Annotated in this window: 12 protein-coding genes and 1 pseudogene; 7 read left to right on the forward strand and 6 right to left on the reverse strand. The window is 40.5% G+C overall.

Going from position 1 to position 19,914, the window contains the following annotated elements; all coding sequences use genetic code 11:
- Positions 1 to 302 precede the first annotated feature (302 nt).
- The 3 genes from V7K67_RS06960 to V7K67_RS06970 form a co-directional block, all read right to left on the reverse strand.
- Entirely contained in the window at positions 303 to 2,522 is a 2,220-nt protein-coding gene (locus V7K67_RS06960; protein ID WP_334732023.1) for a CHASE2 domain-containing protein, read from the reverse strand.
- Positions 2,523 to 2,678: 156 nt separating this feature from the next.
- On the reverse strand, positions 2,679 to 3,659 hold the full coding sequence (locus V7K67_RS06965) for a DUF928 domain-containing protein (RefSeq protein ID WP_335165782.1): 981 nt from the start codon (positions 3,657 to 3,659) through the stop codon (positions 2,679 to 2,681).
- A gap of 287 nt (positions 3,660 to 3,946) precedes the next feature.
- Complete coding sequence (locus V7K67_RS06970; protein WP_335165784.1) at positions 3,947 to 10,588, reverse strand: PAS domain S-box protein; 6,642 nt, start codon at positions 10,586 to 10,588, stop codon at positions 3,947 to 3,949.
- Positions 10,589 to 10,776: 188 nt separating this feature from the next.
- On the opposite strand from V7K67_RS06970, the gene aroA reads away from it, so the two are divergent.
- The gene (gene aroA / locus V7K67_RS06975; protein WP_335165786.1) at positions 10,777 to 12,057 is read left to right on the forward strand and encodes a 3-phosphoshikimate 1-carboxyvinyltransferase; all 1,281 of its coding nucleotides are present in this window, start codon (positions 10,777 to 10,779) and stop codon (positions 12,055 to 12,057) included.
- Positions 12,058 to 12,237: 180 nt separating this feature from the next.
- On the opposite strand, the gene V7K67_RS06980 is transcribed toward aroA, so the two are convergent.
- Both V7K67_RS06980 and V7K67_RS06985 read right to left on the reverse strand, forming a co-directional pair.
- Complete coding sequence (locus V7K67_RS06980; protein WP_334733050.1) at positions 12,238 to 12,933, reverse strand: DUF3226 domain-containing protein; 696 nt, start codon at positions 12,931 to 12,933, stop codon at positions 12,238 to 12,240.
- Positions 12,926 to 14,020 (reverse strand): AAA family ATPase, encoded by a 1,095-nt coding sequence (locus V7K67_RS06985; RefSeq protein ID WP_334733051.1) that lies wholly within the window; start codon positions 14,018 to 14,020, stop codon positions 12,926 to 12,928. The genes V7K67_RS06980 and V7K67_RS06985 overlap by 8 nt, the downstream gene beginning before the upstream one ends.
- 193 nt (positions 14,021 to 14,213) lie before the next feature.
- Between V7K67_RS06985 and V7K67_RS06990 the strand changes: the two genes are divergently transcribed.
- From V7K67_RS06990 to V7K67_RS07015, 6 genes and pseudogenes are all read left to right on the forward strand, one after another.
- The gene (locus V7K67_RS06990) at positions 14,214 to 14,336 is read left to right on the forward strand and encodes a hypothetical protein (RefSeq protein ID WP_334733052.1); all 123 of its coding nucleotides are present in this window, start codon (positions 14,214 to 14,216) and stop codon (positions 14,334 to 14,336) included.
- A gap of 39 nt (positions 14,337 to 14,375) precedes the next feature.
- Positions 14,376 to 16,115 (forward strand): annotated as a pseudogene (locus V7K67_RS06995) (CHAT domain-containing protein); the annotation flags it as partial.
- Between the two features lie 347 nt (positions 16,116 to 16,462).
- Positions 16,463 to 16,642, forward strand: a complete 180-nt coding sequence (locus V7K67_RS07000; RefSeq protein WP_190892099.1) for a chlorophyll a/b-binding protein — start codon at positions 16,463 to 16,465, stop codon at positions 16,640 to 16,642.
- A 163-nt stretch (positions 16,643 to 16,805) separates the two neighbouring features.
- On the forward strand, positions 16,806 to 17,129 hold the full coding sequence (locus tag V7K67_RS07005; RefSeq protein ID WP_179064500.1) for a hypothetical protein: 324 nt from the start codon (positions 16,806 to 16,808) through the stop codon (positions 17,127 to 17,129).
- Between the two features lie 1,107 nt (positions 17,130 to 18,236).
- Entirely contained in the window at positions 18,237 to 18,524 is a 288-nt protein-coding gene (locus tag V7K67_RS07010) for a ribbon-helix-helix domain-containing protein (RefSeq protein WP_335165788.1), read from the forward strand.
- A gap of 29 nt (positions 18,525 to 18,553) precedes the next feature.
- Positions 18,554 to 18,814, forward strand: coding sequence for a type II toxin-antitoxin system RelE/ParE family toxin (locus tag V7K67_RS07015; RefSeq protein WP_335165790.1), 261 nt, complete (start codon positions 18,554 to 18,556; stop codon positions 18,812 to 18,814).
- A 133-nt stretch (positions 18,815 to 18,947) separates the two neighbouring features.
- Here V7K67_RS07015 and V7K67_RS07020 read toward each other — a convergent pair whose 3' ends face one another.
- Positions 18,948 to 19,478: a hypothetical protein gene (locus V7K67_RS07020; RefSeq protein WP_334733055.1), complete on the reverse strand. Its 531-nt coding sequence runs from the start codon at positions 19,476 to 19,478 to the stop codon at positions 18,948 to 18,950.
- Positions 19,479 to 19,914: the final 436 nt, after the last annotated feature.

Consider the following 19,914-nt stretch of genomic DNA (forward strand, 5'->3'; position numbering starts at 1 on the left):
TTGTCTTTTAGATGTGATTCAATCTCAGTTTTAGAAGAAATCATATTTTGAACTCCATAACTCAACTTAGTTGCTTCATGAATTACGTTAGCGAGTAATCGAGCGTCCGTAGGAGCGTCATTACGAATTATTAAGGAGTTATTAGAGTTGGATTGGGCTTAAGTCCAAAATCTTACCGCGATCACCTGGTTTTATCAGCAACAATTGTTACTGTTTTAAAAAATCTCGACTACCTACTTTTTCGGTTTACCCCATTTCTATACACCTCTCTTTGTTACCGCTTCAATATTTATGCCCTAATCTCACTCAAGATGACGCAGTGCATTGAAAATTGCGATCGCTTTGGGAGGAACAGCTGTAAACCGAAGCAGAAAAAGATGCTCGTCAATATTAGATTGTTGGATCACCTTGGCATAGATATGTTCTTCTGTGGACATTTCTGCTTCAATCAATAACTTGAGTTTGAGATTGCTCAAAAGATGTAAAGAATGTGGCGATTGCAGCTGCGCCCCTTTTTCTGAAAGGCTAATCAAGCTCCCCAGAAATACTGTTCCCACTGCATATTTTCCCTGCAAAATGGTGTATTCCACAGGTATTTCTTGATTGAGAATGACTATTTTTTCATCATCTTCAGGCAAGAATAAATTATATTTACCACCAATACCACGAATTTCACAAATTGTCACAGGATGCTTCATACCCTTGGGTTCTATTTGTAGTTGTCCAGCAACTTTGAGGTCAACATTGGCATCTTTCCAGGTGTTTTCGGAAATTAAAATCTGTCCTCCCACGGTATAAGACTCAATTCGGGCAGCCAAATTAACATGGCTGCCAATAACTGTATATTGAGCGCGTTTTTGAGAACCAACATTTCCCGCCACGGCTTCACCTGTATTAATTCCAATTCCCATTTCGAGGATTGGAAAATTCATTTCCTGGTTTTGTTTGTTCACTTTCTGCATTGCCAATTGCATGGCAATAGCACAGGCGATCGCTCGTTGAGAATCATCTGTGCGACTAATTGGCGCACCAAATATTACAAAAATACCGTCACCCATAAACTCATTAATCGTGCCTTTATATTGGTTAATTACATCTGTCATTGTTCCCAAATAAAGATTCAAAATCTTTACTACTTCTTCCGGGGGCAATTGTTCAGAAATAGCTGAGAATCCTCTTAAATCAGAGACGAGAACCGTAACTTTTCGGCGTTCTCCCCCTAGCTTTAACCCAGAAGGAGTTTCTAGGATATTGGCGACGATTTCATCAGTGAGATAGCGACCGAGGGTTTTTCGCATCTCGGTAGCGCTTTGAGCAATATACTGAGTGAGTGCGATCGCAGAACCTGCAAATGCCAGCAATAAAGGTACAACAGGAATCCACCAACCAGCAATAAACGCCAGAAAACTGCCACCAACTAAACCGCCACCCGCCAGAAAAACACTAACAGACATCAGGGTTTTCTGATTGCTACTGTGGCGTTGTAGCCAACACAAGCTAGCACCAATAATTGACCAAATCAAAATCAATAGCCATTCTAGTGGGTCAGGTAAACACTTGATCGGTGGACGACCTTCAATTGCCGCACTTAAAATTTGACTAGTCACATTAGCATGAATTGTTACACCCGCCATCCGTTCCGGGTCAGTCAATACATTACTGCTGTAAGGCGTATAGAATAGATCCTTCAAACTCTCAGCTGTAGCACCAATTAATACCACCTTGTTTCGCATTAAATCTTGTGGGATGAGGTTCTCTTGCACTTCGGTGAGAGAGACTTTCGTAAACTGCTGTATCCGTCCTCGGTAGTTCAACAGCACTTGATAACTCCCGGCATCTGCTCGGACGTAACCCCCATCATTAGCTTCAAAAATCGGGAAAACACCCCGATTTAACTGCAAGTAATTAGAGTTATTTGCTGATGGCTTTGCGGTAATACCTTCAGGTTTCAAGTACAACAATGCTAGTTTTAACCCAAAGCTTTCTAGAATCTCGTTATTATTTAAATTTACGTACAATAATGCTCGCCGAATTTTACCATCTCCATCTATGGGTAAATCATTCGACCCAACTTGATGAAGTTGCTTCAATTCTGGAGACGAATCAACCGCCGAACTATCAATGGTATCAGAGACTTTTTGTACCCCAATCAAATTAGGAGTAGACTTAAACACCTTAAGTAAGTCTTGATGACCGGGATTGACAGGTAAATCACGATAAATATCTAAACCGATCGCTCTGGGTTTTTGCTGTTTGATTTTCTCTAATAAACTAGCAAGTTTTGCATCAGACATAGGCCACTGACCCTGCCTGCGGACATCTGCCTCATTAATCTCAACTATGACGATGCGGGTATCAGCCGACTCTTGTGGACGGAGGAGAAAAAATTGATCTAGTGCTGCCAATTCCAACAATTGCAGTAATCCAGTCAAGCGGATTGCAATGATCAGGGCTGTAATATTGGGAACAGCAAGTAAAACACCACGCCATTGCCAGATTTGCGGTTTCAGCTTTGCCCACATAATATTTAGTGCTGAGTGCTGAGTGCTGAGTGCTGAGTTAGGAGTTAGGAGTTAGGAGTTAGGAGTTAGGAGTTGGGAGTTGGGAGTTGAGAGTTGGGAGTTAGGAGTTGAGAGTTAGGAGTTAGGAGTTGGGAGTTGGGAGTTGAGAGTTGGGAGTTAGGAGTTGAGAGTTGGGAGTTGGGAGTTGGGAGTTGGGAGTTGAGAGTTGGGAGTTGGGAGTTGGGAGTTGGGAGTTGGGAGTTGAGAGTTGGGAGTTGGGAGTTGGGAGTTGGGAGTTGGGAGTTGGGAGTTGGGAGTTGGGAGTTGGGAGTTGGGAGTTGGGAGTTGGGAGTTGGGAGTTGGGAATTTTCCCTCAGCCCAATGCCCCATGCCCAATGCCCCATGCCCTTCTTTCCTAGATGTGCAACAATCAATCAATGGTTCTGAAGCGATCGCACTCAAACCAACTGACTTGAAGAATTGTCTCCAATCCAGCTTCACTTTTAAATTATTCGGCTCAGTCTGGCGTAGCTGCACTAAACTAGTCAGCGCTTCATGCCAAATCCCGGCTTCTGCATAGATGGTGGGTAACTTATGCAAATTTGCCTTTGCTAATGCCTCCGACAAAGCTAATTCTGGTTGAGTGCGTTCCACCCAACCATCGACACTGGGATTTTCACTGGAGTCTTGAGCATCACAAACAGTTATTAAATACCAGTGATAAGCTGCACCTACAGCGAGTGCAGGAGAACTATCAGGAAGTTTGAAGCTAATAATTCCGGGTTTATTTGGAAGTGTAAAAGATGTTTCATAAAATACGTTCTGGTCTTTATCCAAGAGCAGAAACTTGGCTGTTTTGACTGGAGATGGGGGTACATACCAGAAAAATGTTGGATGTTCAGCAAATGTCAACCCTAATTTATCTGGAGGGATTAAGGGAGTTATTAGTTGTTTGCCAGTTAGACAAGAGCTACCACGGGTAGAACCACCAGCACTTGCAGGAGGTTTTCCCCGCTGTGGTGGCTTAAATGTCTGACTAATTTGCCAAGTTTGATTGTAATGGTATGACTGAGCCTGTACCTGTGCTGTTAAGGCAGAAAGCAAATACAAAGGTAAGGAAAAAGCTACAAAATATAGAGATGATTTAATCCATTTCATCTTGATAATGCCTGAGTTCTAGATTAGTCAGGTGAATAAATCAAGTATTCCCAAAAGCAGAGTCAGATTTTCCACTTAACTACGAATTATTGGGTATGAGGCAAGTCCGCGTACCCCTATGGAGAAGCAAGCTACGCGCAGCGTCTCGTAAAGGGCGTTATTACGAATTATGAATTACGTTAGCGTAGCGGTAGCGAGTATTCGTACCCTTGCAGGGAAGCAAGCTACGCTTTTAGCGTCTGTCTGCGACACGCTGCGCGAACGTAGAGAGCGTTATTACGAATTAGTTAAAATACCGGAATCTCAATGACAAATTCTGTGCCTTTACCCAGTATAGAATTGCAACTCAAGTTACCACGGTGGTTGTCTTCAACAATTTGACGAGCGATCGCTAATCCTAATCCTGTTCCTTTGCCAACGGTTTTTGTGGTGAATAGGTTGTCAAAGATACGTTCTCGCCGCTCTTCTGGCATCCCAGTACCGTTATCTGCAATTTTTACCACAATAGTCTTTTGTTGACCTCTGTAAGTTGTAATGGTGATACGATTTGGATTGGTTTTAATATCGGTAACACTGCGTCCCTGATTCGATTCTTCCAAAGCATCGATCGCATTCGCCACAATGTTCATAAACACTTGGTTTAACTGTCCTGGAAAACATTCAATTTGGGGGAGATTACCATATTTTTTGACTACCTCGATTTCTGGACGATTGCCATTGGCTTTGAGGCGATGTCTGAGAATTAGGATGGTGCTATCAATGCCTTCGTGAATATTGAAGGAGATTTTGCGATCGCGATCGGCTCTGGAAAAAGTGCGAAGACTGTTACTGATTTCGCAGATGCGATCAATTCCCAATTTCATTGAAGCGATTAACTTGGGTAAATCCTCTCGTACATACTCCAGATCGATGATTTTTATCTCGTCCTGAATTGCCGCACTAGGATTGGGATATTCTTGTTGATACAAATCAATCAATTTAAAGGTATCGTTAATATAATCTAAGGCGGGTTGTAAATTGCCAGCAATAAAACCAACAGGGTTGTTAATTTCGTGAGCCACACCAGCCACCAAATTACCGAGAGCCGACATTTTTTCCGACTGCACGATTTGAAGTTGGGCTTGTTGAAGTTCAGTTTCAGCGTGTTTGCGATCGCTAATATCAAATGTTGTGCCAATAATCCGGTAAATACGCCCTTCTTCATTCCTGAGTGGATTCAGATTTACCCACCACCATCTTTTCTCACCGTTAATGGTGAGACACTCTTCGTAAGAAATGGGCATTCCTGTTCTGACGCGTTCAGCAAATTGTTGTCGCAGAATTTCACCCTGTTCTTCCCCCATAATTTCGGTTGGTGTTTTGCCAACGGCATCAACGCCGCGAATTCCAATCACTCGCTCGGCAGCAGCATTCCATCCGGCATAACAAAAACTGCCATCCTCTAAAACATCTACGACAAAGATCACCATTTCGGCTCCATCATAAATACTGCGAAGGAACTGCTCTTGCTGCCGCAGTTGTGCTTCTACTTGCTTGAGCTCAGTGATGTCTCGACTTGAGCCGACAATAAACGCCTGGCCATGATTATTTTCAAAGCGGCTTTTTTTTGTGAGTAACCAATGAATTTGACCTTTGTTGTCTGTAATTAGCTCCTCGTTCACCTGCTCAGTCTGCGACTGAAATACTATGTTGTCTTTTTCCCAGAAAACATCTGCATGTTCTTTCAAAAAGAAATCGTAGTCTGACTTACCAAGGATTGACTCACAATCAACGCCGAGTAAATCACACAATGATTGATTAGCTAGCACCCAACGATGTTGTTCATCCTTGACAAAAATTATGTCTGAGATGACATTAATTACTTGGTTGAGAAATGCTTTTGATTCTTTAATTTCTTCCTCAGCCTGCTTGCGTTCGCTAATATCTCGCACAACACTGTGTAGTACCTGTTCACCATCGTAGGAGATTACAGTCAGCATCACCTCTGCCCAAAACTCTTTGCCATTGGCACGTTGATGCATCCACTCGAACTGATAGCACCCAGTTTGCAACGCTTTGGAAATCATCGCATTTGCTTTATTAAAAGAAGATTGACCATCGGGCTGAAATTCAGTTGAGATATGTGACGGGTGAATAGAAAAAAACTGGCCTTTGTGACTGTATCCAAACAGTTCAACTGTTGCCTGATTGCAGTCGATAAATCCATCGCTGCCCAAAAGCAAAATGGCATCTGCTGACTTTTCAAACAACTCTTTAAAACGCATTTCTGATTGCTGTAATCTATGCAGCGACTCTTGGAATACTTGGCTTTTTTCTTGTTCATGAGCATAGAGTCGGGCATTTTCTAAAGAAATGGCGGCTTGAGTACAGAGTAGATTGAGAATATTGACGCGATCGCTAGTAAATGCTCCAGTTGTGAGATTATTTTCTAAATAAACGATGCCAGCAAATCTGCCCCGGAGCAAAATCGGGCTACACAAAATACTCTTTGGTTGTTGACACAGAATATAAGGGTCGCTGGCAAAGCGGGGATCGGCAGTTGCATCAAACAGTACAGTCGGCTCCAAGGAGTGTTTGACGCTATAAACCAGTTCTAGGGGAATGTCTTGGCTTTCTTCGACGGGAATTTGTGGGAGAACAATGGGTTCCATCCCAGCACTGACCATCCCTTTGATGAGTAGGCGTTCGTCCCGCAGCAACATTAACACGCATTTCTCTGCCCCCGCATTTTCGATCATCACCTGAAGCAGCGTCGCCAGCAATTTTTCTAATTCAATTTCGCTAGAAAGGGTCTGGGAGGCTTTGAGTACTGTTGCTAAATCGAGCGTCTCTGAAATACTGTCTGATGTGGAAGTTTTATTGTTATAAAAAGATAGGGTCAAAAAACTATCAGTTGTATTTAAGGACTGTTCTCGCTGTTGTAAAATCGGTGCTAAAAGCTGCGGATAGCGTTTTTCCAAGTCATCAACTTTGGCTTTAGCTCCCCAACGAACATAGCAATAGTAAGCATTGAATAGATATTCTTGAGCAATCCGTTCTTTACCCCATTCCAGATATAATCGAGCCGTAAGCTCATTGGCAAGGGCTTCAGTGTAGAGGTACTTGTTGGCTTTTGCTATGGCAATAGCGCGATCGTAACATCCCACAGCTTGACCATAATATTCACTAATTCGGGCAATTTCTGCCTCTAATAGCAAGGAAAAAGCTAGATAGTTTTCTGGGCAATTATCTGCCCACATTTTGAACTTTTGACTATATTTTTGGAGCTTTTCTAAATATTCATGCTGCAACGTTTCACTCGTACTACCATAAACATAAAGTTGTATTATGCTGAGAGCTTGATAAAAATCATGGAGAATAATTTGAAACTGGCCATATAGTGACCCGTGAGTTTTTTCTGCTTCTAATCCCAATTGGTAAGCCGTAGCGTAATCACCATAGCTATAGTGGAGAAAAGCTTTAGCAAAATAGTAGGTACTCATCCCATAAGCATATTGACTATCTGCAAAAACTTTTAGGGCTGAGGTTTCATTAAATGTTTCATCGTTGAGACTAAACCGATCCGAAATTGTTCCTTGCAAATTAGCCAGAACTTGATGTTGAATAGCTAAAGCTAAGGCGGCTGGAGGTTCGATTTTTTCAGCAAATTCAACTAATCGCTTTTGTTCCTCAGCGAGATCGTCTAAGCGATCACAGACTAAAAACTTTTTCCAGAAATTGAATGAACCACCATGAAAACACCAAGATAGTTCTCCTGCTTCCATCGCTGGATAAAAGGATTGTTTGATAGTTTCTAAGCCTTCTGGCAATGGTCTGCGCCAGTGGCTCACAAAACTACCAAAGGTCATATACGCTTTGCCTTTAATCGCCAAAATGTTAGCTTGCTCATTGAGTTGTAGACCTAAAGTACCAAAGTTATCGCCTTTTTCGTACTCTTCAAAAATTGAACAAAGAACAGTAGCATACCAAAGATAGACAAAGCTAGAGAGAGGAGTATTACCATATTGCAAACAAATATCTGTCATTTTTAGAATGACTAATACCATCAAATCTTGATTAGCAATATAAGTCGGAGGAATCAGATTAATTAATAGTAATACCAGCATTTGTTGCTCGTTATTCTCCATTTGAGGGAGAACAGCAAGAGATGCAATCTGGCGATCGCCAAGATTTTTTGCTACTGCTTGTGCTGCCAATGTTATCGTCTGCTTATTGGGTGCAATGGGTAATTCCAAACCCAACATTTTTAAGCTGTCTAATCCTATTTGAATCGCTTTTTCATAGATAGCACTGTTTTGGTATTGTATCAATCGAATCGCGTTGATGGCGGCCTTATCTAATTGCGATCGCGCATTGTTCAACGTAGTTGCAACCAAGGTTTCTGCTGCTTCAAAATCCCCAGCCAGATATTGACATTCAATGCACTCTCGATATAAAGAAAAGGTGAGATGATAATCGCTTTCCCAACTATCAAGTGGTAATAATTTAATTCCTGCGGATAAATACAATACACCTGCTTGGTATGCTGTTGACAGTTTAGCTTTTTGTCCAGCTAGTAAATTGAGTTGGGAAATCTTTAGTCGTTCTATTGTTTCAGTAATCTGAAACGAACCCATATTCAAATGGTTAACAATATCAAACAGTTTTTCTTCTTGTTCTGCATCTGAGGTATTTTGGAGTAGCAGCTGTCCTAAAGTGTAGTGAAACTGCGGTTTCTGGTCTTCGGCAATTAGGGAATAAGCTGCTTGTTGGACGCGATCGTGCAAAAATTTATACCCAACAATCATCTCTTCCCTGTTTGCTAATGATATAAACGCTTCTCTACGAGACGCTACGCGTAGCTTGCTTCCCCGTAGGGGTACGCCTCCGCGCAGGCTATGACTAGGGACGAATGACTCTTGTTGATAAAACTTATAAACTTCAGTTTGAGGTAAAATCAAGCCTTCCTGCAAAGCCTTCCACAAACAAGTGGCTGTTTCTATTTGTGATTTTTTGGCAATAATCGCTAATGTTTCTAAATCGAACTGATTACCAATACAAGCAGCTAATTTTAATATCTCTTGCGTTGATTGAGAAAGCTTTTTTAACTGCAATGCCATAAACTCAACAACATCATCGGTGATTGCTTGCTGACTCACTTGTGTAATATCACATTCCCAACAAGCTGCTTCAAAATTAAACTGAATTAGTCCATGTTGATGTAATGCCTTAAGAAACTGTGTGATGAAAAATGGATTACCTTGAGTCTTTTGATATATCAATTGAGACAAAGGTAAGGCTAAATTTTCGGTACATTTTAGTGTCTCAGTAACTAATTGATTCAGCTTGCTTTGACTTAGTGGCATCAATGTAATGGTATTAATTATTGTTTGTGCTTTACTGATATCTGCTAAAGTCAACATCAATGGGTGCATTGCTGAAACTTCATTGTCGCGATAGGCTCCAATCAATAATAAATAACTACATTTTGACTCACTCATTAGCAACTGAATTAACTTCAAAGATGCCAAGTCTGCCCATTGGAGGTCATCTAAAAAAATCACCAAAGGATGTTCTTTTGTAGTGAACACCTGAATAAACTTCTGAAATAATAAATTAAACCGATTCTGTGCCGCAGTTCCAGAAAGCTCGCTGACAGCAGATTGTTGACCAATAATTTGTTCTAGTTCGGGAATTACTTCAATAATGACTTGCCCATTATCAGCGAGTGCTGCGAGAATTTTGAGTTTCCAAGTTTCTAATTGGACATCACTTTCTCGACTTAGTTGCCCCATTAAATCACGCAATGCTTGTACAAAAGCTGAGAAAGGAATATTTCGATTAAATTGGTCAAATTTACCTTTGATGAAGTAGCCTCGTTGCCGAACAATTGGTTTATGGACTTCGTTAACGATCGCAGTTTTACCAATACCAGAGAAACCTGCTACTAGCATGAGTTCTCGCTGATTATTTGCCACCCGCTCAAAGGCTGCTAACAGAGTTTGAACTTCTTGCTCACGACCATACAATTTTTCAGGGATAATGAAGCGATCGCTCACATCTCGTTGAGCAATTTGGAAGTTCTGAATCTTCCCACTTTCTTGGATTTGAGATAAACAAATTTCTAAATCATATTTCAATCCCAATGCACTTTGATAGCGATCTTCAGCATTTTTCGCCATCATTTTCATCACTATTCCACAAATAACTTGAGGAATATCCTCATTTGTGAATTTTGAATTTATAATTTTTACTTCATCCGGCTGTTTCGCAATATGACAATGTACCAACTCCATTGGATCGTTAAACTCAAAGGGTAATTCACCTGTTAGTAATTCATAAAAAGTGACACCCAAAGAATAAAAATCAGTCCGGTAGTCAATGCCGCGATTCATTCTACCAGTTTGTTCTGGCGACAAATAGGCTAGTGTCCCTTCTAATACATTAGGACTCATTAAAGTTTGAGTTTCCTGTGACAACAATGATGCAATACTAAAATCGATTAATTTGACTTGTTTTGTTTCGGGATTAATCAGAATATTACTAGGTTTAATATCCTTATGAATAACGCGATGACGATAGAGAGTATCTAATGAATTGCATAGAGCGATCGCTAACACTAAAAATTCCCTAAGACTTCGCTCACTTATCCACCACCAATGTTTCAGAGAAATTCCCCCAAAATCTTCCATCACCAATGCATAACTATGTTGGTAGGGTTCCAAATCATAAGTTTGAATAATTTCAGGTTGATGGAGATTTTTGGCGATCGTATACTGATTACGAAACTGTACAAGTTCAGTAAAACTGGGATAAAGATTTTTCAGCAGTTTAATCACTACAGGTTTTTGGTCAGCTTCTCGGTATCCGCGATAAACTAATGTTCTCGAACTGTTGTAAAGTTCTTGAGTAAGATGATAACCGGAAATACTAATTAGATTGCTAACCATAACTGCTGCATCTTTAAAACTTTTATGTCTATTGTTCCCAGATGTGGGAAGCAGTTAACTAAGGGAATACTAAAAAAAACACGTGCGAACGTAGAGAGCGTCATTTTGAATTGATTTCCCCCTGCTTCTTTTGCTCAAGATATGGCAATATATAAAGTTGTAGCTGACCGCCTACGTAGAGGTTTAACGTGGATACCATTGAAATTCCTGCTCTAAATCGGCCAGTGGATGCCACGGTAGAAATTCCTGGTTCTAAAAGTCTTACCAATCGGGCGTTGCTTGTCGCTGCTTTGGCGCAAGGTAACTCCATTTTAGAAAATGCCTTATTTAGTGAAGACAGCGAGTATTTTGCCAAATGTTTAGAGCAATTGAGTATTCCCATAACTCTGAATCCTCATCTGGCTCAGATTCAGATTGTCGGAAGGGGAGGTGATATTCCAGCTAAACAGGCAGATTTATTTGTGGGTTTATCAGGTACTACAGCACGGTTTATTTCGGCGCTGGTAGCACTGGGTAATGGCGAATATCGGCTAGATGGCGTTCCTCGGATGCGAGAACGACCGATGGGTGACATGCTGACGGTGCTGCAAACGGGTGGAGCAACTGTTAACTTTGAGGGAAACTCCGGGTTTATGCCCTACACCCTCTATAGCCAGGGATTCGCTGGCGGAAATTTTCGCTTGAAAGCCAACCAAACAAGTCAGCAACTTTCGGCATTGCTGATGATTGCACCTTACGCTCAACAGGATACGATTTTTGAGGTTGAGGGTACACTGGTTTCTCAGTCTTATATCAAAATGACCTGTAGCCTTATGGCCGATTTTGGTGTGGAGGTGATTGAAATTGGCGATAATCAATTTCAGATTAAAGCAGGTCAACGTTATCAAGCTCGACATTACACAATAGAACCCGATGCGTCAAATGCTTCTTACTTTTTTGCCGCCGCCGCCGTCACGGGTGGACGGGTGCGCGTCAAACATTTGACGAAACAATCGTGTCAGGGTGATATTCTGTGGCTGAATGTTTTAGAGCAGATGGGTTGCCAAATTAAGGATTCGGATGAATATACTGAAGTCACAGGGCCGAAGCAATTACAAGGCATCGACATTGATATGAATGATATATCGGATTTGGTGCAAACATTAGCAGCGATCGCACCCTTTGCCAGTTCACCAATTACTATTCGTAACGTAGAACATATTCGATATAAGGAAACCGATCGGATTCAAGCTGTTGTCACAGAATTGCGTCGGTTAGGGGTTAAAGTGGAAGAATTCGCCGATAAACTGAGAATTGAGCCTAGCCCCATTACCCCAGCGGCCATTGAAACCTATCACGATCATCGAATGGCAATGGCTTTTGCTGTCACAGGTTTGAAGGCTCCAGGGATTGTAATTAAAGATCCTGGTTGTACAGCAAAGACTTTTCCAGATTATTTTACCCGATTCTTTCAAATGTTAGAACAATAACGCATACTTAATTTCTGGAGATATCAAATACACTCTGACCTCTCTTTTTTTAGGCTACTCTGCATACACAAGTACTAAAATCCTTGCCTGGTCAGATACAAGCCCTTAGTAGGCAAGGGTTTGAGTTTTAGCGATGCTCTAGTTAGACTAAAAATAAATATTTTTTCTCTGAGGATGGAATCAACAAAATAGCCGCAAAAAATCCTTCAAATCATTCAAAGCAGGATGCTCAAAATCCCAAATCGCTGTTTTGTTGGTCATTACATAATCAAAGCCTTTCATGCTACATTTACGCTCTGCTTGCTTCTTTTCAGATTTTGAGCAAGTATCAAATCGGATATACATATCAACCCAGAATTTATTAAAGTCTTTAACACTTATTTCTTTACCATTCTTTTGCAAGCACTTTTTCCAACTCTCTAAACAATCAGCATGAATAGAACCTTGGGACTTAATGTTTTTTAGGACTGTTTCAAGTTCCCCTTGACCATCAAGATTGGTAAAGTAGCAAGCCAGTTGGATATTGAGACCATCAATAGTTAAATTTACAAACTCTTTAACTTTTACAAGTAATGGCGCTTCTGTAAAGGCTTGTTGAACACATTCATTAATAAAGTTAATTCTATCGCTTTCTCGATCGTTATCAATATCAATAATTATACCTACTCTTTCAATCTTACCCTTCTGTATATCAGCTTTTAAGTCTTTGAGAGCATTCGTTAACTTTGTTTTATTTAACCCGTCCATTGGTCTATAGTCTTCTTCTGAAATGATAATTGGGGATGCAACTTCTATATTCAAGTTGAGATAACGAATAATTGCCTGAAGGAAATATTTATCATTTTTGCTTTCCACAATCAAAATATTACTACTCACCCCTCACCTCTTTGTTGTGGCTTATTCCATAATCCAAAGTATTTAAATCTCGTCTTATAGCAACTATCCGCTCAGTCTTCAACTGTCTTGTAAGTTCAAAATGAGCAGATGTATTTTGATATTCTAAACCAGCTTTTATAAAAGCCTTAGTCATTTCTAAACTATGTGTTGTGGCAAATATTTGCACATTTAACTCATTAGCCAATTTGTAAAGAATAGTCCAAAAATAGACTTGATTAGAGTGATGAATACCATTTTCTATTTCATCAATTAGCAAAATACTATTCTCATTATTCACAAGTCTTAAGATAATATCAGCTATGCGATTAATTGCATCACCAAACAAGGACAATGGCAACCGACCTTCTCCCTGTCTTTTAAGATAAACAGTAGGTTCGCCAATACTAAAGCTCTCCACCTCTACAATCGAGGGATCAATAGCCTGAAAAGCTCTTAGAACTTCATCATCTCTTTCGTTCAACCGAGCCTTATCAAACTCTATTGTTAAGTCTTTACTAGAAACTCTTAAGAAGGAAGGTATAAAAAAAGCATTTTTAATGTCAGGAATTTTGATATCTTTTGCTAGCAATCCCTTTGTGCTTGAAATAATTGAAGTTTTAAAAGCTTCTCCATGATTAATCCTTGTTTTAAGGTGCATCACAGATCGTACAGACTCACTTCCCGAAAAAAGGCTTATGATGTTGTCTTTTATCTCATCCTCACTATCTTGCTCATCGGTTTCCTCTAAAAAATCTTCTACAGATTCATCAACGCATATCTCAACTATCTTTGAAGATTGATTCTCCAGAGTAGCCTCAATTACAAGATTGCTATTCTTATTCTGATGAAAGAAGAAATTATTCCAGGTTCTTTCAGGTAAAGATTTACTATAACTTAACTGTTCACGTCTTATATGTCGTAGTAAGATAATTGTCTCTGGTCGTGGAGAACTATTTATAAATAGTGCCTCCAGTAATGCAGTTTTTCCAATATTATTCTTTCCACTAATTAAATTTATTTTCTCAAAACCAGATAATTTTAAATAATCAAAGCATCTAAAATTTTTAATTTCAATATTTTTAATCATTGAAACCTCCATGTTGAAATAGTTTCATTATACTTTACCTAATAAAATATAAAATTTATCTTCAATTAAACCATGAGAAACTTAAATAATTAGCTTCCGCTCATAATACCAACCATAAGACTCAGACAACTTAATAGTGTTTTTTCTATGCCCAACAGTAGCAAATCTCTGTGAATTAAGTAGGTAGGCATGAATGAAAAACTCCACGCCACTTGCGGGATGGAGTTTTTGGGCATGGGGAATGGGGCATGGGGAAGAAGTTACCAATGCCCGATGCCCCATGCGGCGGGGCGACTATCCCTCTCCACCCACCTAGGGATGGAGTTTACCGGGGAGCATCCACTTTTGGAAGAAACAATGTCTGCCTTTATACATACAGATGGGGAGCAAGGCAGGGGAAGCTCGGACTTTGTATAACATCGCTTCTGTCCAACGCGACAGCGGCGATTTTAAGGCTTCCTTAACTCAGATGGAAAGAGTCATCAAAATTGTTGAAGACCTGCGTACTAAAATTGACTCTCAAGAACTCCGCACTTCCTATTTTGCCACTGTACAAGATTATTATGAGTTTTACATCGATTTGCTGATGCAGTTACACAAACAGCATCCATCCCAAGGATATGATGCTCTGGCACTGCAAACCAGCGAACGCGCCCGTGCCCGCAGTCTTTTGGAACTGCTTACTGAAGCTAATGCTGATATTCGCCAAGGTGTGGAGCCAAAGTTACTTTCTCAAGAACACAACTTGCAGGAACAACTTGATACTTTAGAAAAACGCCGAATACAGCTATTAAATGTTAACCACACTGAAGCAAAGTTGCAAGCTTTAGGAAAAGAAATAGAAGCTGTTCTAGAACAATATCAAAAAGTCCAAGCACAAATCCGTGCTACCAGTCCGCGTTATGCAGCACTGACTCAACCCCAGCCTCTCTCACTCACCCAGATTCAGCAGCAGGTACTCGATGACAACACCTTACTTCTAGAATATTCTCTTGGGGAAAAGCGCAGTTATCTTTGGGCAGTTACCAATAAGAGTATTACCAGTTATGAGCTACCCAAGCGTGCAGACATTGAAGCTACTGTCCAAAAGTTTCGTCAAGAAATCACTACTCCTTATCTTAGAAATAGCCCATCTATAGATACTCTATCTCAGATTATACTTGCACCAGTAGCCCAGCAATTGGGAAAGAAACGCCTAGCGATCGCCAGCGATGGTGCTTTGCAATATGTGCCATTTTCCGCCCTAGCTACACCTGGAAGCAGCAGCTATGAACCATTACTGCTCAACCACGAAATCAATACTCTACCTTCAGCATCTACAGTAGCCATTCTCCGGCGTGAACACAAAGAACGTAAATCTTCTGCCTCTAAGACATTAGTTGTATTGGCAGATCCCATTTTTAGTAGTGATGATGAGCGTCTTGAAGGTAAAGTCAAAGTATCTCCCTCATCTGTGCCAGAAAGCAACTTAGATAGCCAAGCTTTAACCAGATCGGCTCAAGACTCAGATGTTAGCTTTCAGCGTCTGCGGTTTACACGTCAAGAAGCCGAGCAAATTCTTTCTCTTGTACCTGTTAGCGATCGCAAGCAAGCCTTTGATTTTAACGCTAGTCGTACCACTGCTAGCAGCGAAAATTTGAGTCAATATCGCATCATCCATTTCGCTACTCATGGCATTCTCAACAGCAAGCATCCAGAATTATCAGGAGTAGTGTTGTCGCTATTTGACGACCAGGGAAGGCCGCAAAATGGCTTTTTGCGCTTACACGATATCTTCAACCTCAACCTGCAAGCAGAACTAGTGGTACTCAGTGCTTGTAAAACCGGACTGGGAGAGGAAGTTAAGGGAGAAGGATTAGTAGGATTAACCAGAGGTTTTATGTATGCAGGTAGTCCGCGAGTAGTGGTTAGCCTGTGGAGTGTAGACGATCAAGCAACATCCGAACTCATGAAGGTATTTTACAAAAATATGCTGCAAGAAAAATTAAAGCCAGCAGCAGCATTGCGGACAGCCCAAATAGAAATATGGCGCACTCAAAAGTATTCCGCACCTTATTATTGGGCAGCTTTTACTCTACAAGGTGAGTGGAAATAAAAGGGATTGGGGACTGGGGATTGGAGATTTTGAGGTGGATGAACGGAGTTCTGAGGTAGATGAATGAGTATCTGAGGTAGATGAATGAGTTCTAACTTTTCCCAGTCCCCAGTCTCCAATAGACATCTCCAGAAATTAAATATGCGTTATCCAGAGTCCTTGTAGAGACGTAGCACTGCTACGTCTCTACATTCATTTTCACCAGATGTCTAATCCCCAGTCCCCAGTCTCCAATCCCCAGTCCCCAATCCCCAATCCCTTTTACTGTTGCATTTTTTTTAACATCTGTTACATTACTTTACAGACAGTTACAACTGCGACAACACTTGAACTTTGGAGTTTTACTCATGTCAGGTTTTAAGAATCCTGCGCCTATTGTTTCAGAAGATCCTAATGCTGTGCGCTTTGGTTTCACTCCTCAGAGTGAAAATTGGAACGGTCGTCTTGCGATGATTGGTTTTCTATCTGCAATTTTGATTGAAGCTTTTTCTGGTCAAGGCTTACTCCATTTCTGGGGTATTCTCTGATTATAGGGGCGCACAGCCGTGCGTCCCTGTCTATATACCACGCAAGTCACTCGTTGATAAACTATGGCAATTATTGGAATTGGTGCAAAATATCAGATTTTTCCGGTTGAGCCAAAATATAAGTGAATAATTACTTTACATTGAATATGTATAGCTAAAACTCATGGATATACCCCAGCGCGTATCAGTCCGCTACAAAGATGCGTCCTTCAACAGTAATGAAATCCGCTTGAGAACTTTTCGGCTTGGGTTGCAAATATGGGATGAACAAACCAAACCTAGAAAAACAGAGCTTTATCAGTTTATATCCTCTTGCTTGAAACAAGTTGACCGCCAAGATCGTTTTATGTTTTCTCTGCTATTCATAGAATTAACAGACCTCATACGCAATTCTGCGCTAGAAAGGGGAACAAAAGAGGTTCTGATTAAAACAGCTTTTAGAGAATTTGCTTGTGCAATAACAGACTTTGAAGACGTTGCCAAATAAGGTTGATGGGGGTGCAGGTATTGCTTAGGCGTAGCTCATCCCAAGCGTCGCCCATAACTCAGCTAACCTAATCTAGTAGGATATCTATAGTGAACAGCTTTCCTATCGGATTAGTTTTTTTCGCTGAATGCGCGGATAGGTAGGTGTTGGGGAAGGGATAACAACAAAAATGCCTAAATTGCCCTATATGTAAGAATTTGAGAGCATTAGTATTTCTAAACCATCCGCGCACCTTATGTAGACTAGTTTTCAGCCATTTGCCTCTAGCCAAATCACAACTCCTCATGTTATGATTTCTGCATTCGCGCAACCGAACCTTGAAAACCAAATAAGGCAAAGCTTTCAGAAGCCCGCCATTGCAATCAACTAAAATCCCTATTAGGGATTGAAACGGTCTCCCGCTTTCTTATTTACCAAAGCGATTACATTGCAATCAACTAAAATCCCTATTAGGGATTGAAACAAGAATTTTCTTTTCTTTAGCAGTAAAGATAAATATTGCAATCAACTAAAATCCCTATTAGGGATTGAAACAACGCCTGACAACTTAAAAATTGCTAACTTACTATTGCAATCAACTAAAATCCCTATTAGGGATTGAAACATATGAGGTTAAAAAGAAAGAGAATATTCAAAAATTGCAATCAACTAAAATCCCTATTAGGGATTGAAACAAAATATCCATTATCACAATCTTGCTGAATTCTAATTGCAATCAACTAAAATCCCTATTAGGGATTGAAACACTAAGAAACTTCTCAATATTCCATGAATAGTAATATTGCAATCAACTAAAATCCCTATTAGGGATTGAAACCTCAACTCTGCTTTTTACAATTTCCCTGGCAACGCATTGCAATCAACTAAAATCCCTATTAGTTAAGAAAACCTAGCTCTATACCTAGATATAGATAGAGACGAAGTAGACGCAGCAGGTGAGTTGTTGTAATCACAGAAGTTTTAAGCGCAAAATGGTGGTAACTCCCCCCATGTTTCTTCTTCTGATTAGGGAGGGCTGGCTTTTGTCCTTGCGCTTGAATTTTCATATAAAGTATGACAAAGTATGATGATAGTAGGCAATGGGCTTGCAGAGAGGACAGAATTAACATGGCAGATATTGAACGTATCACCATAACATTACCAACCGATATGGCTAGCATAGTCAAGAAAGCGGTAGAAGCTGGCGATTATGCTTCCACAAGCGAAGTTATCCGTGCAGCACTGCGCGATTGGAAAATAAAACGAGCCTTGCAGCTTGAAGAACTCGCCTTGCTTAAAAGTGATATTGACGAGGGGCTTGCCGATGTTGCGAATGGTCGGGTGAAGGATTTTGATATAGAGCAGATTATCCAACGAGGGAGGAAGTTATTAGAAAATCGCTCGTCATCCGTTTAACCGATAAAGCAGAAGCCGACCTAGCAGAAATCTGGTATTATGTAGCGTCTGAGGCTTCGGAAGCGATAGCAACCAAATTGCTTGAAAGAATAGAGAAAGCCACAAGATTACTCTTAAGTACCCCTTTTGCTGGAACAGTGCGATCGCAATTCGCGGCTGGTCTGCGTGTGATATTTGAAGGAAATTATGCCATTTATTACACAGTATCAGAAACCGAAATCATAATTATTCGCGTTTTGCATGGTGCGCGTGATGCTAACACATTAGCAGAAAGAGGCGGTTTTGAATAATATCGGTAAACCCCCAGCTATGCTGGGGATTCACAATAGTTTGTCTTATGTTTCAACAGGCGATTTTCCTTTTTTGCCCCAAGTCCTTAGCCTAAGTTTCGGAATGGATGCTCATTTAACCACGGTGATGCCTTTAACCCCGTTTTAAATTAACCATACCGAAATATCTTGTTTGTTGGACGTAGCATTCCCACGGACCTTGAAGCGTATTGTTGATCAGTTGCAATTGACCGCTAATGTTACAAAATGTCCAGTCAGAAGGTGCTTTTCGATCAACAATTCGCGTTTCTTGAAAGTTGAAAACTTCATCAGCAACTGTGCCTGTTAGTTCAAAAGTTACGCTTGCTGGTACGTTGGTGACTGGCTGTTTTAAAGAAAAACCTTTGACTTTCTGCCCCTTCTGCGAAAGATTCATTTTTAAATTCCACAGTGTTGGTTCTGTGTTTTGGCTTAATGTACCAACCCAAATGCCAGCAACCGAAAGAATATCTGATTTTTTCTCAACTTTTTGCGATGAACCTTGGGCTAAAATTCGATTATTATTGGTTACTGTATTATTAATAATACTAGTTGACTTAGATGTTGCAAAAACTGTGGTATTTGAAGCCCACAAAACCGATCCAGATAATGCCAACAACCCTACTAATTTACGTGTATTTAACATCCTATTTCCTCTAAATTTAACTTAAACATTCTGATTGTACTGGTTGTACTGGAAATGAGTAATTACAAGTAACATCCTATAACTTTTTTTGGGCTATATGGCATCACCGTGGCAGAAAAGTCTTTTTGTATGCTAAGAAATTTTCAAGTGTCTGGAACGATGATTTTTCGTTCAAAATAGATTAAAACTCGCACCATAGCCATAGTTTTCTCACCAATTTTACAGAGAAAAGCGATTGCTGAAAATCTTATCTCATCTTAGTTTCAGTCTTAGCGTACAATTTACCCGGTTGGGTACAGTGGTGATGCACTCCTGAATCTGTGGTTGTAATCCAGAAAGCAAACAGGACTTACGCAACTGGCACAATTGACCTCGGCGCGGCTTCGCCGTACCCTCGGTTGATATTCACAGGTTAGTGCTTAAAAAGCGATAGTAA

Origin of the sequence: Nostoc sp. (genome assembly GCF_036917155.1) — a bacterium.
GTDB lineage: Bacteria > Cyanobacteriota > Cyanobacteriia > Cyanobacteriales > Nostocaceae > Nostoc.

Bases quoted from the DNA above. Each gene is read 5' to 3' on its own strand.
- V7K67_RS06960 (WP_334732023.1), bottom strand. From the start codon at position 2,522: ATGTGGGCAAAGCTGAAACCGCAAATCTGGCAATGGCGTGGTGTTTTA.
- V7K67_RS06965 (WP_335165782.1), bottom strand. From the start codon at position 3,659: ATGAAATGGATTAAATCATCTCTATATTTTGTAGCTTTTTCCTTACCT.
- V7K67_RS06970 (WP_335165784.1), bottom strand. From the start codon at position 10,588: ATGGTTAGCAATCTAATTAGTATTTCCGGTTATCATCTTACTCAAGAA.
- V7K67_RS06985 (WP_334733051.1), bottom strand. From the start codon at position 14,020: ATGATTAAAAATATTGAAATTAAAAATTTTAGATGCTTTGATTATTTA.
- V7K67_RS06990 (WP_334733052.1), top strand. From the start codon at position 14,214: ATGAAAAACTCCACGCCACTTGCGGGATGGAGTTTTTGGGCATGGGGA.
- V7K67_RS07000 (WP_190892099.1), top strand. From the start codon at position 16,463: ATGTCAGGTTTTAAGAATCCTGCGCCTATTGTTTCAGAAGATCCTAAT.
- V7K67_RS07005 (WP_179064500.1), top strand. From the start codon at position 16,806: ATGGATATACCCCAGCGCGTATCAGTCCGCTACAAAGATGCGTCCTTC.
- V7K67_RS07010 (WP_335165788.1), top strand. From the start codon at position 18,237: ATGGCAGATATTGAACGTATCACCATAACATTACCAACCGATATGGCT.
- V7K67_RS07020 (WP_334733055.1), bottom strand. From the start codon at position 19,478: ATGTTAAATACACGTAAATTAGTAGGGTTGTTGGCATTATCTGGATCG.